The sequence below is a fragment of the Sporosarcina pasadenensis genome (assembly GCF_047228845.1).
GTDB lineage: Bacteria > Bacillota > Bacilli > Bacillales_A > Planococcaceae > Sporosarcina.
Genome location: NZ_JBFEGM010000018.1, coordinates 1 through 13,073, shown reverse-complemented (window position 1 = coordinate 13,073; position 13,073 = coordinate 1). Strand labels below are relative to the sequence as shown.

Below are 13,073 nucleotides of genomic sequence, written 5' to 3'. Positions count from 1 at the left end.
AATGTCGTTGCTATTTGACTTCACGTCCTTTCAAAGTCAATTGGATGGTTGAATGGGAGCTGATGTGATCATTGGTCTGCCCTTCGCAAAATACGGCAGCTGTTCAATGAACCTCTTCGTTTCATCATCCGTGAATTCATGGATCAAAGCATAAAGCATCATCGTCCTGCGATCGACATCATGATTGTCCCGATCATAATGATACGGGACATATGGCAAATGAGATCGCAGGAAGTTCCGGAATTCCAGCCGATCCATTTGTCTGAACAATTGTTGGAAGACCGGAAGAAACTCCCTGCTCATCTCCACCTCATATTCCCATGGTGATGCATGCTTATGTGGATATACTTGCTGATTGGCAATCGATACGTACATTCTAACTTTATCGTTTTCCATATGACCCATCCTTTTTTTGTCGTAGTATGGCTCACTTTGGATAAACGATTCAATGCATGTTATATGGAATTTGCTTCTTCATTCGCGACGCGTTCAACCGCATTCGCCACATTTTCGTGTACTGCCGGATCTAATGGATGCGGGACAAGATCACCCGGTTTCGTACTATCCAAAATTGCGAGTGCAGCGGCAATCAGCATCGGATATGAGATGTTTTTCGCGTGTGCATTCAATGCTCCTCGGAAAATCCCAGGGAAACCAAGTATATTGTTCACTTGTCTGCCATCTGCGGCAAATGCGGCACCTGCTTCTAATGCATCTTCAGGCTCAATTTCCGCATTCGGATTGGACAGCGCCAAAATGATCTGGCCTTTACGGACCATCTCCGGTTTGATCAACCCTTGCACTCCGGTCGTCGCAATGACGATATCACAAGACTGCATGATCTCTTCGACGGAGTCCAAAGCGATGCCTCCATGTTGTCTCAGTCGATCGATCGCTTCCGGATTCGGGTCGACCCCGCGCATTTCCTTTACGCCATATGCCATGAACATTCGACTGATGGCAAGACCTGCAGCACCCAATCCAATTTGTCCGACAACTGATTGTGCCAATTCCACACCTGTTTGACGGCATGCTGAAAGAGCCGAAGCGAGTGTGACGACTGCTGTTCCGTGTTGGTCATCATGCATGACCGGAATCTGCAGTTCCGCTTTCAGCCGTTCTTCGATTTCGAAACAATGTGGTGACCCAATATCCTCCAAAAGAATCCCGCCGAAGCTTTGATGGATATGCTTGACGGTTTCCACAACTTCATCAGGATCGCTCGTATCGAGCAATATCGGAATTCCGCTAATGCCTGCGAATTGATCGAACAATACCGCCTTCCCTTCCATCACTGGCATCCCTGCAACTGGACCGATATTCCCCAGTCCTAATATCGCCGTTCCGTCTGTCACGATGGCGACCGTATTTGAGATTCCTGTAAAATAATCGGCTTGCGCCGGATCATTTTGAATCACTTTACAAACATTGGCGACTCCCGGTGTGTAAATTCTCCGAAGGTCTCCTAATGAGCGGACTTCCACACGGCTCTTCATCGCAATTTTGCCGCCTTCATGCGCGTGCAATACATCATCCGTAACAGCATGAACTTGAATGCCTTCCCCGATCGCATTAATCGCCGATACGATTTCCTCCAACTGCTCCTCGCTCGTACACTGTACGGAAACATCCCTAATTGTCGATAAAGTGCCAACCTTTATCGTTTGGATATCTCCAATATCACCTTTCAATTCGCCGATGGCTGTTGCCACTTTTGCAAAGTTTCCTGGCTTTGATGGCGTTTCAATAATTAGATTCCTTATGAATTGGATATGTGACATGATGTCGCCTCCTATGTAATCCTCTTACCTTCCCGTAATCCATTTTACACATATTAAATGGCGTCAACAAAAATAAAGCACGAATTCCCTAGATTGCAAGGAAATTCGCGCCTGTTATCATGCCTTTATGTCGACAGCCGAACCTTTATAAGGATGTGCCGCCGGTTGGTCCTGCATACTTTGCAGCATATCTGTCACTGCAGTCGCATTCACCGATAAAGCCTTGTTCATGACACTCAATTGGACGGTTGATTGTAAACTTCTCAATTGGCTTGCCATGATGGAGTTCATGTTCATAAACGATTCCTCCTCTACAATGCTATTATCGGAGAACAAATAAATAATTTAAGTACAATTGCTTTTATTTATTATCTTCACCCAGAAATGCATGTAACATCCATTGATGCTTCTCAATGCTTTGATACGTCGCATTCAATATATCTTCAGTCATATCATCGCCAGCCTCTGCCGCAAGCTCCATCCCTTTTTTCAAGGATTTCATAATTTTATCGAAGTCATCGGCGATTGTTTTCACCATGCCCTCGGCATTCTCATCACCTTTTGCCTCTTTTACGACCGACTGCTCCAAATGTTCTTGTAATGTCGCTGTCGGATTTCCTCCAAGCGTCAAAATTCTTTCAGCGATTTCATCCATATGAGCCGTCGCCTCGTTGTAAAGCTCCTCAAACTTAGCATGTAGGGTGAAAAATTGGTTGCCCTTCACATACCAATGATAATTATGCAACTTGGCATACATGACCGACCATGTGGATACTTGTACATTCAGTTCTTCTATTAATTCCTTGGACATAAAAAAACCCCTCTTCAAATTCTTATTTATAATGCTTTCCTCTGTTAATTTACCACTGAAAGAAATAAACTAAACATAGAAGAGAAAGCAAGGGGCCATACAATGAAGACAATTCTAATCGGTATCATTACAATATATCAAAAAATCATTTCTCCGCTCACTCCGCCATCATGCCGTTTTTATCCTACTTGTTCACATTACGGTGTGGAGGCAATCCAGAAGCACGGCGCGTTAAAAGGGGCATGGCTGACGATTCGAAGGATATTGAAATGCCATCCTTTCCATGAAGGCGGCTTCGATCCGGTTCCGGACAAGACTGATAAAAAAAATTAAGATTTACCGGCTTTGGCCGGTTTTTTTCTTTTCTATTGCGAAAACTGTACATATCTTGTATTATAAGAAAGCAATTAAATCGTAATGATTACTATTAAGTTAGCGGAGGATTTACTTATGAAGAAGAAATCACTCGTTCTCCTTGGACTCGTCATGATATTACTCATTGGCGCTTGTGGGAACAAAAATGATAAAAGCAAGACAGGAACGAGCAACGAAGGAAAATTGACAGTATATACGACTGTCTATCCCCTTCAATATTTCACCGAGCGGATTGGCGGGGATTTTGTCGATGTCAAGTCGATATATCCGGCTGGAGCGGATGAGCATTCATTCGATCCTACACAGAAAGACATGATTGCGCTTTCCGATGCCGATCTGTTCTTTTATATCGGTCTCGGTCTTGAAGGATTTGTCGAAAGTGCCCAAAAGACGTTAAAGAATGAACATGTCGAGTTGGTGGCAACAGCGGAGTCCCTATCGAAAGAACAATTGAAAGAAGAACATCATGAGGACGAGGGACATGATGAACATGGTCATGAGCACGGTCAATTCGATCCTCATGTTTGGATTTCGCCTGTCCTTAGTATTGAACTCGCCTCCTCCATCAAAGAAGCGCTCATTTCAAAAATGCCCGACCAGCAAGAAACTTTTGAAAGGAACTTTGACCTTTTGGAAGATGACTTAATGGAATTGGATGAACGGTTCAAGGAAATGGCCCGCAAAGCCAAGACGAAGACATATTTCGTCTCACATGCCGCATTCGGCTATATTGCCAATGAATATGGATTACAACAAGTGGCGATTGCAGGATTGAATTCGCAGAGCGAGCCTTCCCAGAAACAACTCGCAAAAATTGTTCAGCAAGCCAAGGATGAAAATGTTCAATATATTTTATTCGAACAAAATGTTTCATCAAAGCTGACAGAAGTCGTTAGAAAGGAAGTCGGCGCCGAATCTTTGATGCTTCACAATCTAGGGGTCCTCACTCAAGTGGATATAAAGAACGAGGAAACATATTTCACGTTAATGGAACATAACTTGCGTGTATTCGAAAAGGCACTAAGCGTCAATAAATGAAAAAGTAGAGAGGGATACCACTGATGAGGTCCCTCTCTACTTTTTATTTTTCTCCGCCCATTCTTTCAGTTCGCGGCGGAGCAGTTTGTTTGATGCGTTTCGCGGCAGGTGATCGACAAAATGGAATGCTTTTGGAGTCTTATAACCGGCGAGCTGTCCTTTACAATACTGTTCCAAATCTGACTCGGTCAGCTGTTTGTCGCCTACGATGAACGCGATTGGTACACTACCCCATTCGGGATCGCTTTGTCCGCACACGCCTGCCTCTATTACTTGAGAATGTGAAATAAGCACATTTTCAATCTCCGCAGGGTAAATATTTTCCCCACCAGAGATGATCAAGTCCGAGCGTCGATCGACAATGAATAAATAGCCTTCCTCATCGATATAACCGATATCTCCTGTCGGCAGCCATCCGTCCTCTAAGGGATTCTTGTCCGCTGCATGGCCAATATAACCCGGCGTCACGTGGGGCCCCATAACGAGCACTTCCCCAAAATCTCCCGGCTGTTCCGCATCTCTTATCTTGATCCGATTAAAGAATAGAGGTTTGCCTGCGGAGCCGGACTTCCGTAAGGCGTCTTCAGATGAAAGGGTTGCGGTCTGTGAACTCGTTTCCGTCATTCCATACGTCTGTAAGACAGGCAGCTGGTGCGTCCGAGCTCTACGCAAGTAATCATCCGGCACTGGGCCGCCACCAGCTAACATCGTCCGAAATGAAGGATGTGCAACCATACCGCTTTTCTCAAATTCCTCGAGAATCCGGTGCAATCCTGTCGCAACAACGGATATTCTCGTCACAGTACCTCTTTGAATTTCCTCCACAATCGCTTCGGCATCAAATTTTTCATACAGCCTTACACCCATTCCATATATGACTGACCTTGCAAGTATTGAAAATCCGCTAATATGGAATAATGGCATCGTACAAAGCCACATGTCATCTTCCGTTAATCCTAAATTCAATACGGAGGATAAAGCACTCGATGTATGATTGCCAGCCGTCTGCCTGACACCTTTCGGAAAGCCTGTAGTCCCTGACGTATACATGACTGTAATCGTCCTTGACGGTTCCCACATTTTCATAAACGAAAAATCTTTCGTCCCGCTCGATTCAATGTCGGAAAATGTAAGTTTTGGAGTGTTAATCCCTTCAATACGATCAATCAATTCATCATCAACAATTAAAGTAGATGCGTCGCAATCATTCAACTGCCAAGAAATCTCTTTGGATGAAAGCCTGCTGTTCAACATGACTATTTCAAGCCCCGCCAATAGACAACCATGGATGACAAATACCATCTCTGGTGTCGACCGGCCCAATAAGGCAATCCTGTCCCCTTCATTCAAATCATTCCATTTTAATTTCCGGGCAATGGTAGACGCTTGATCCGCTAGCTGCTGGAATGTCCATTGCTCGTCTCCAAACGAGAGAGCCAGCCGATTTGGCGTCAAATATGCTCTTTGCACTAACCAATTAGGAATCATACGCTCACCTCCTTCGAATAGAAAAGCTGCCTAGTTATACAGGCAGCTTGAAAAATTGAGTATACTTAACAATATTAAGGGAAACGTGGGAATTGTCCGAAGTCCGGCTTGCGCTTCTCTTTGAAAGCGTCGCGTCCCTCTTTCGCTTCCTCCGTTGTGTAATAAAGCAAAGTAGCGTCCCCAGCCATTTGTTGAAGACCTGCAAGTCCGTCTGTATCAGCATTCATTGCCGCTTTAAGGAAACGGAGTGCAGTTGGGCTCATGGAGAGCATCTCTTCACACCATTGGACTGTTTCGTCTTCCAATTGCTCATAAGGGACAACTGTATTGACGAGGCCCATATCCAATGCTTGCTGTGCATCATATTGGCGGCATAGGAACCAAATTTCTCTAGCTTTTTTATGACCGACGATGCGAGCCAAGTAACCCGAGCCATATCCAGCGTCAAATGAACCGACTTTCGGTCCTGTTTGTCCAAAACGTGCATTGTCTGCCGCAATCGTTAAATCACATACGACATGCAGTACATGCCCACCACCGATTGCGTAGCCCGCAACCATTGCAACGACTGGCTTCGGAATGACACGGATCAATCTTTGCAGATCCAGGACGTTCAGACGTGGAATTTCATCATCTCCGACATAACCTCCATGTCCACGGACAGATTGGTCGCCTCCGGAGCAAAATGCCTTTTCACCTTCACCTGTCAGTATGATGACTCCGATGCTGCTATCATCTCGTGCTCGAGAGAACGCATCGATCAGCTCCATTACTGTTTTAGGGCGGAATGCATTGCGTACTTCTGGACGGTTGATGGTCACTTTTGCAATGCCGTTGTACTTCTCATATTTAATATCTTCATATGTACGGATTGTTTCCCATTGACGAGTCATTTTCTTCCTCCTCCAATTTGTATGTCTAGCAAATACTCCTTAATCATTGTAGCAAACAATCGCGGTTTTTCCACGTGAATTGCATGTCCCGCCATTGGAACGACAGTATGTCGCCATGTAGGGGCCAAAGCATTCATTTCCCGGGCAATTGTTACAAATTTCGCATCAAGCTCCCCAGTGATGAGAAAAACAGGATTTGGCATCGAACTAAGAGCATTCCAATAGGATTCTTGGCTGCCTGTTCCGATTCCTAACAGACTGTTCGCGAGCCCTATTTCACTTTGCTGCAATCGTTCTTCCCTTATGGCCTCCCTTTTTTTATAGGGGAGGCTTTTTTGAGATTCAAACAGCGGGATACTCTCCCATTTATCGACAAAAGACGTGATGCCTTCTTCAGTTATCTTTCTAGCGAGCAGCTTATCCGCTGCTTTCCGTGCGGTTCTGTCCTGTTCGTCCAACAGCCCTGGAGATGAGCTCTCAAGAATTAAAGCTTTTACCCGCTTCGGATACTGGATTGTAAACGCGAGAGAGATACGTCCACCCATTGAGTAGCCTACCAAATAAAAAGAATCCAATGCGAGCTGCTCAAAAAGGGCTTCCAAGTCTTCAATCTGTTCCTCCATGGAATAACGTTCCGGCTTGTCGGGAACAGTTGTTTTTCCATGCCCTGTCAAGTCGATGGCAATTGTCCGATATTTTCCTTTGAATTCGTTCCGAACTTCATTCCAAGTGGTGGAAGTTCCTGTAAACCCATGCAAAAAAACAACTGTGGGTAAATGAGGCTCTCCCTCCATCTCGATATGGACCGAAAGCCCGCGCACTGGAAGCTGGAGATCATTCATTTTCATCCAGCTCCTCTATGATCTCGGCCCAATAAGCGCGATGTGCTTTTACATTCACAGGTCTGCTCGTGAACACTTCAATAATCCGGACGTCCTTCGTCTTTTCTTTTTGAAGTTCAGCCTGGAACTCATCAACTGTGTGAACGGCCGCGTATTGAGTGTCATACATGGCGCCGATGTGCTCGAACGTCAATCCTGTCGGTGTTCCAAATAGCTCTTCAAAATGGTTTTCAACTGTAGATTGTGGAAGATATGAAAAAATCCCACCGCCGTCGTTATTCAAAATAATGATTGTCAAATTCGTCTTATGGAACCGAGAGACGATCAATCCATTGACATCGTGCAAAAACGACAAATCGCCGATGAGCAAATACGTAGGTCTTTTGCGTGCCGCCTCGATACCGAATGCCGTGGAGACAACCCCATCTATCCCATTTGTACCCCTATTGGAAAATATGGTGACTTCCTTCTCCGTTTTGCAGAAAAACGTGTCGACGTCACGGATTGGCATGCTGCTGCCGCTTATTAAGTCACTGCCGTCAGGAAGCATGTCGAATAATGTTTTCACAATGACTCCTTCGTCCCCTGCCATCCCTTTATACCGACTTGTTTCCGATTCAGCGAATTCCTCTGCGGAAGACCAGATCTCACGATAGGAGGCGCTTTCCTGCTGTTCTGGAACGTCATAAACGGATTCATGTGAAGTTTGTAAGTGATGAGTGACGACGCCTAGCGAATCCCTGAATTCAGGTGATTCATCGATAGCCATAAATACATCCGGCCGGTGCTTCTTCAAAAATAACGATAATGGTTTTGAAACCGGCTGCGTGCCGAAACGGATAACCATATCAGGCACTACTTTCATTTGGAACGTTTCACTTTTCAACAGAGCATCATAATGAGCGATACATAATGTTCGGCAGTCCTTAGGTACTTCCGATCGTAAATTGGATAATGGATCACATAAAACCGGCCATTGCAATCGCTTCGCAAAATTCCAAAATGCATGTTTATCGAACCCGACAGGCAGCTCCCCTGCAATGATCAATCCTCTTTCCGCATTTGCAAAAAGAGTGGCAAGCGATTGTTTTTGACTTGTCGTAAGTTCGATATCCCCATGAACCCTTTCAACGAAAGTCGATGCACGCGGTTTCCTGTCGAAATCGATCAGTAAAGGCTCTCGCAATGGAATGTTCAAATGGATCGGCCCCATCGGTTTTGTCATCGCAACGGAAATGGCACGATTGACATGCCTTTCCAAAAACCAATCCAACTCTTCATTGTCTTCCGCCAATGGAAGATCCACACTGAATTTCACATGCTTACCGTACATATTCAACTGATCGATCGCCTGCGGAGCGCCGACGCCTCTCAATTCATGAGGACGGTCAGCCGTCAGGACAATCAACGGGATACGGGCATAGAACGCCTCGGTAATTGCAGGATGGTAGTTCGACGCTGCCGTTCCCGATGTACATAAAAGAACTACCGGTCTGCCGGATGCCTTTGCTAAGCCTAGAGCGAAATAAGCTGCCGACCTTTCATCCACTTGCATGTATGTCTGCATTTTGTCAGATGACGCGAATGCATAGGCGAGAGGGGTTGAACGGGAGCCAGGGCTAATGACTGCCTCCTTCACCCCCGCCCGAAGCAACGTATCTCTCATTCGCAATACATGGTCGGTCAAAACTCGTCGTTCATCCATTCAACTTTCCTCCAAGCGCCCGCAATACCGGTCTGAATTTCACCCAAGTCTCGTCATACTCGAGTTCAGGAACGGAATCCGCAACGATTCCTCCCCCTGCATACAAATATGCCCTGTCCTCATGTAACAGAGCTGAACGGATGCCCACCGCAAATTCTCCGTTGCCTGCTGCGTCTGTCCAACCGATTGGAGCAGCGTAAAACCCGCGATCCATGTCTTCCTCTTGCCGAATGATTTCCAACGCGACATCTGTTGGAACTCCTCCTAATGCAGGCGTCGGATGCAATGCTTGTACGAATGAGAAGATATCATTTTCCTGTCCGAGCGTCCCCTCAACAGATGTGTATAAATGCTGAATATCCCTGATTTTCATCAGTTTCGGTGTTTTCGGTATGAGGACTTCATTACAATATTTATGAAAGACGTTGGAAATCATACTGACAACATACTGATGCTCTTCCCGGTTCTTCCGATCGCCCAAAAGCTCATCACCGAGCTTCCGATCTTCTTGAGCTGATTTTCCGCGGCGAATCGATCCAGCTACACATGCCGAGTAGGCTTTTCCGTTTTTGATCTCAATTAGACGTTCAGGCGTTGCGCCAAAGAAAAGCGACTTCCCTTTTTGAAGTCCGAAATGATAGCTCTCTTGTTGTTCATTTGTAATCGAATGCAATGCTTTAACGCTATCTATGTCATGCTCAAATTGGAGCTCTAGCGCACGGGCAATGACGACTTTGTCAGCCCTTCCTTTACGTATGGACTCGGTTGCGTTTTCCACGGCACTCAAATATTGTTCTTTATCACGTTCTATCGTTGCTATGACTTTATTATGATTCGTAAAATCAAACTCCTCCACCTGAGCGATATGGATCAGTTTGTCCCTTTCTTCCCGAAGCTTCTCAAAATCCAAGGCAGCTTCTTTGCGATCTGTAATCATATTGATGGAGACCATCGTCTTCCCTTCCTCAATTTTCAATTGGAAAGACGGTACAACGAAATAACCCGATGGGAATTCACCCCATTCCGATTCCTTCCTGTTCTTCTCGTCGAATGAAAATCCTCCGAAAAGGACGGGATCGATATCTTTTTCTTCTTTTATTAATATGGAGCAAAGCTGTTTCCACTTCTCCGATATGTCCTTAAAACGGCTTCCGGCTTTTTCGGACGCCAACGTGTAAGCATGTCCAATCCCGACAAGTGTCAATGTCTTATCGGCATTTTGCCAATAGAACCGTTTGTCTTTGTATAGAGAAGCACCCGCTTCAAAGAAAGACAAGGGCGATATTCTTCCCACTTCGACAGTTTCCGTGAAGAAGCGTGTACTGGGAGATATTATCACTTTTTGCATTTCACGAACATCCGTCATCTTATGACCCATCATTTTCTCTCCTTCATCTTCAATCCATCGTCTTGCAATGAAACACTATTTTTTTGTAGAAGAATGAGTTTCTTAGTTCCATTATACCGGAATATCGACATTCTCGCATAGATAATGCAAACAACGATACCTCTTTCCGTCGATTTGGAGTACAATGGATAACGGAAACAAAAGGATAGGAGAGAATACATTGCAACAGACTATTAAAGCTGATTCCGGATGGCGGATATGGTGGCAACTTACTAGGCCTCATACACTGACTGCGGCTTTCGCTCCAGTTTTCCTAGGGACAATGATTGCTTTAACTCACGGAAAAATACATTTTCCGTTATTTTTCGCCATGTTAATTGCCAGCCTTCTCATTCAGATGGCTACAAATATGTTCAATGAATATTATGATTTCAAGCGCGGGCTGGATAATGAGAATTCAGTTGGAATCGGCGGTACAATCGTCCGGAATGGCGTCAAACCCAAAACCGTATTGAATATAGCGCTCGTATTATATGCAGTGTCCGTGCTGATCGGTATTTATATTTGCATGGAAACTTCATGGATGTTGGCCGTAGTCGGAGCCATCTCGATGCTCATCGGTTACTTGTACACGGGTGGACCGGTTCCGATCGCTTACACACCTTTTGGCGAGGTCGTTTCAGGTGTCGTCATGGGAATGCTGCTCATTCTCATCGCCTTCTATATACAGACGGGAGTAGTGACGACCGACGCAGTTCTCATTTCCATCCCAAGCATGCTTCTCGTCGCTGCCATCATGTTATCAAACAACATCCGTGATTTAGAGGGCGACAAAGAAGGCGGCAGGAAGACGTTGGCCATCCTTGTAGGAAGATCCAATGCGATTACAATCCTCGCTTCATTCTTTATCGTTGCTTATTGTTGGATAATCATACTGATCGTTTTAGGATATCTAACACCTTGGGCACTGCTTGTATTTCTAAGTGTCCGCAAACCGATAAACGCCACTAAAACTTTCCGCACTCACCTGCTTCCATTGCAAGTGATGCCTGCAATGAAGAACACGGCAGTTACAAATACTTTGTTCGGTTTATTATTAGGTATCGGCATCCTGATCGGACATATACAATAATTTCGTTGGACTTGCTTATGTTAGCAAGTCTTTTTTTGTCTGTATTTGAATTCCATGTTTAGTTCATCGATTCAAAAGGAATTGAGAAGATACAATGCTTTCATTATGAAGTCAACGGGCAATGACCATACTAATGCAACTAACATAAAGGATGTGCTTGAATATGTTAACGAATGAACAGAAAACAATGCTCAAGGAAAGTCTATTGGAAATGAAGTCCCAATTCAAGAAAACTGAAAGTGGAACAGATATTAGAGACTCTGCACGCGAAGAAGTAGGAGAATTATCAACTTACGACAATCACCCTGCGGACATGGGCACGGAGCTATTTGAAAGGGAAAAGGATCTCGCCTTAAATGTGCATGCGAGCGATGAATCCGGCAAGGTGGAACGTGCTTTGGAAGCTTTGACAAACGGGACATACGGATATTGTGAAGTATGCCAGACTGAAATTCCATATGAGAGGCTTGAGGCTCTTCCATATACCACATACTGCATCGACCATACTCCGGACCAGTCTGTACCGAATGACCGGCCATCGGAAGAGGATGTTCTAATCATGGCGAATCCAAACACTTTCGCGGATAGAAGGGAAACCACTCATAGAGAACACAATGAAAGAGACAGTGAAGACAGCTTTCAAGAAATAGCTAAATCGGGTACATCAGAAACACCTTCCGATTTTATAGGAGATCATGATGACTATAATACTCTTTATGATGATGAAATATTGGACGGAGCGGTGGAAGAAGTCGAGGAATTCATCAGTACAGACATCACAGGCGAAACGAGAGGATTTGTAAGATCCGAAATTTCGGAGGAGTATGAGGATGAATTAGATGCAGAAGGTTTAGAATCACCTCTTGGTGACATCCCCTATCATCTCAGGGATAGCTATACGGGCGAAAAATAAGAGCAGTAGCGGAAAGTCGGGATATTGACTTTCCGCCACTGTCTTTTTTGATTGTAAATCTATAATCCGCATAAACTTAGGATTTCACGCATAAATCAAATCAAACACGCATAATATCGAGGAATTGCTCATAAATCATATTACATAAGCATAAATCGGAATAAAGCCGCATAAATTGAAATAAACACGCATAACTAATCTTATGTACGCATCTCCGGAGTTATACGTGCGCAACGTCGTTTATGCGTTGCTAAAACGTTTACGCTGCTCTTAAGGAGCTTTTATGCATCTAGCAGGATTAAGCGCTGTATATGCTGTTTATGCCCTTCTAAAAGGAATTATGCGTGCTTTAGAACGAGTATGGGTTCCTAAAAGTGTTTATGAGTCATGAATCAATTAAAGCGCTTTTAGTACAACTATTTTCCCATAACTAAATCAATAAAAAAACAAGTGTAGAAGAATTAACTCTTCTACACTTGCTTTCTTTGTATGACCCCTACGGGATTCGAACCCGTGTTACCGCCGTGAAAGGGCGGTGTCTTAACCGCTTGACCAAGGGGCCAATAAATATGGCGGAGAAGGAGGGATTCGAACCCTCGCACCGCTTTCGCGATCTACGCCCTTAGCAGGGGCGCCTCTTGAGCCACTTGAGTACTTCCCCGTATAAAGTTTGGCTCCGCAGGTAGGATTCGAACCTACGACCGATCGGTTAACAGCCGATTGCTCTACCACTGAGCTACTGCGGAA

13 protein-coding genes and 3 tRNA genes are annotated in these 13,073 nt (G+C 44.8%); 4 read left to right on the top strand and 12 right to left on the bottom strand.

Translation table 11 applies throughout. From position 1 onward, the window contains the following. Window positions 1-36 precede the first annotated feature (36 nt). The 4 genes from AB1K89_RS17020 to AB1K89_RS17005 form a co-directional block, all read right to left on the bottom strand. Window positions 37-396: a transposase gene (locus tag AB1K89_RS17020; RefSeq protein ID WP_252503889.1), complete on the bottom strand. Its 360-nt coding sequence runs from the start codon at window positions 394-396 to the stop codon at window positions 37-39. Between the two features lie 59 nt (window positions 397-455). Further along, on the bottom strand, window positions 456-1,781 hold the full coding sequence (locus tag AB1K89_RS17015) for an NAD-dependent malic enzyme (RefSeq protein WP_413055889.1): 1,326 nt from the start codon (window positions 1,779-1,781) through the stop codon (window positions 456-458). A gap of 117 nt (window positions 1,782-1,898) precedes the next feature. Further along, complete coding sequence (locus AB1K89_RS17010; protein WP_413055888.1) at window positions 1,899-2,078, bottom strand: putative motility protein; 180 nt, start codon at window positions 2,076-2,078, stop codon at window positions 1,899-1,901. Between the two features lie 64 nt (window positions 2,079-2,142). Then, on the bottom strand, window positions 2,143-2,592 hold the full coding sequence (locus AB1K89_RS17005; protein ID WP_413055887.1) for a Dps family protein: 450 nt from the start codon (window positions 2,590-2,592) through the stop codon (window positions 2,143-2,145). A gap of 102 nt (window positions 2,593-2,694) precedes the next feature. Here AB1K89_RS17005 and yidD point away from each other — a divergent pair, with 102 nt between their 5' ends. Continuing rightward, window positions 2,695-2,925, top strand: coding sequence for a membrane protein insertion efficiency factor YidD (gene yidD / locus AB1K89_RS17000; protein ID WP_413055886.1), 231 nt, complete (start codon window positions 2,695-2,697; stop codon window positions 2,923-2,925). Between the two features lie 117 nt (window positions 2,926-3,042). Next, a complete protein-coding gene (locus tag AB1K89_RS16995; protein ID WP_413055885.1) occupies window positions 3,043-4,005 on the top strand; it encodes a metal ABC transporter substrate-binding protein in 963 nt (320 codons plus the stop codon). 36 nt (window positions 4,006-4,041) lie between these two features. On the opposite strand, the gene AB1K89_RS16990 is transcribed toward AB1K89_RS16995, so the two are convergent. The 5 genes from AB1K89_RS16990 to AB1K89_RS16970 all read right to left on the bottom strand — a co-directional run bounded on the left by AB1K89_RS16990 (window position 4,042) and on the right by AB1K89_RS16970 (window position 10,311). Continuing rightward, a complete protein-coding gene (locus AB1K89_RS16990; RefSeq protein ID WP_413055884.1) occupies window positions 4,042-5,493 on the bottom strand; it encodes an o-succinylbenzoate--CoA ligase in 1,452 nt (483 codons plus the stop codon). 74 nt (window positions 5,494-5,567) lie between these two features. Further along, window positions 5,568-6,386, bottom strand: a complete 819-nt coding sequence (gene menB, locus AB1K89_RS16985) for a 1,4-dihydroxy-2-naphthoyl-CoA synthase (RefSeq protein WP_252503896.1) — start codon at window positions 6,384-6,386, stop codon at window positions 5,568-5,570. Beyond that, on the bottom strand, window positions 6,383-7,234 hold the full coding sequence (gene menH / locus AB1K89_RS16980; protein WP_413055883.1) for a 2-succinyl-6-hydroxy-2,4-cyclohexadiene-1-carboxylate synthase: 852 nt from the start codon (window positions 7,232-7,234) through the stop codon (window positions 6,383-6,385). Before menH ends, menB begins: the two co-directional genes overlap by 4 nt. Then, complete coding sequence (menD, locus tag AB1K89_RS16975) at window positions 7,221-8,933, bottom strand: 2-succinyl-5-enolpyruvyl-6-hydroxy-3-cyclohexene-1-carboxylic-acid synthase (protein ID WP_413055882.1); 1,713 nt, start codon at window positions 8,931-8,933, stop codon at window positions 7,221-7,223. The genes menH and menD overlap by 14 nt, the downstream gene beginning before the upstream one ends. Continuing rightward, window positions 8,926-10,311: an isochorismate synthase gene (locus AB1K89_RS16970; protein WP_413055881.1), complete on the bottom strand. Its 1,386-nt coding sequence runs from the start codon at window positions 10,309-10,311 to the stop codon at window positions 8,926-8,928. The genes menD and AB1K89_RS16970 overlap by 8 nt, the downstream gene beginning before the upstream one ends. Before the next feature lie 154 nt (window positions 10,312-10,465). On the opposite strand from AB1K89_RS16970, the gene AB1K89_RS16965 reads away from it, so the two are divergent. Both AB1K89_RS16965 and AB1K89_RS16960 read left to right on the top strand, forming a co-directional pair. Further along, window positions 10,466-11,413 carry a 1,4-dihydroxy-2-naphthoate polyprenyltransferase gene (locus AB1K89_RS16965; protein WP_413055880.1) on the top strand — a complete coding sequence of 316 codons (948 nt, stop codon included), beginning with the start codon at window positions 10,466-10,468 and terminating at the stop codon, window positions 11,411-11,413. 163 nt (window positions 11,414-11,576) lie between these two features. Further along, complete coding sequence (locus AB1K89_RS16960) at window positions 11,577-12,326, top strand: TraR/DksA C4-type zinc finger protein (protein WP_413055879.1); 750 nt, start codon at window positions 11,577-11,579, stop codon at window positions 12,324-12,326. A 490-nt stretch (window positions 12,327-12,816) separates the two neighbouring features. Here AB1K89_RS16960 and AB1K89_RS16955 read toward each other — a convergent pair. From AB1K89_RS16955 to AB1K89_RS16945, 3 genes are all read right to left on the bottom strand, one after another. Then, window positions 12,817-12,888, bottom strand: a tRNA-Glu gene (locus AB1K89_RS16955). 8 nt (window positions 12,889-12,896) lie between these two features. Further along, window positions 12,897-12,987 (bottom strand) — tRNA-Ser (locus AB1K89_RS16950). Between the two features lie 10 nt (window positions 12,988-12,997). Continuing rightward, window positions 12,998-13,072, bottom strand: a tRNA-Asn gene (locus AB1K89_RS16945). Between the last annotated feature and the right edge of the window lies 1 nt (window position 13,073).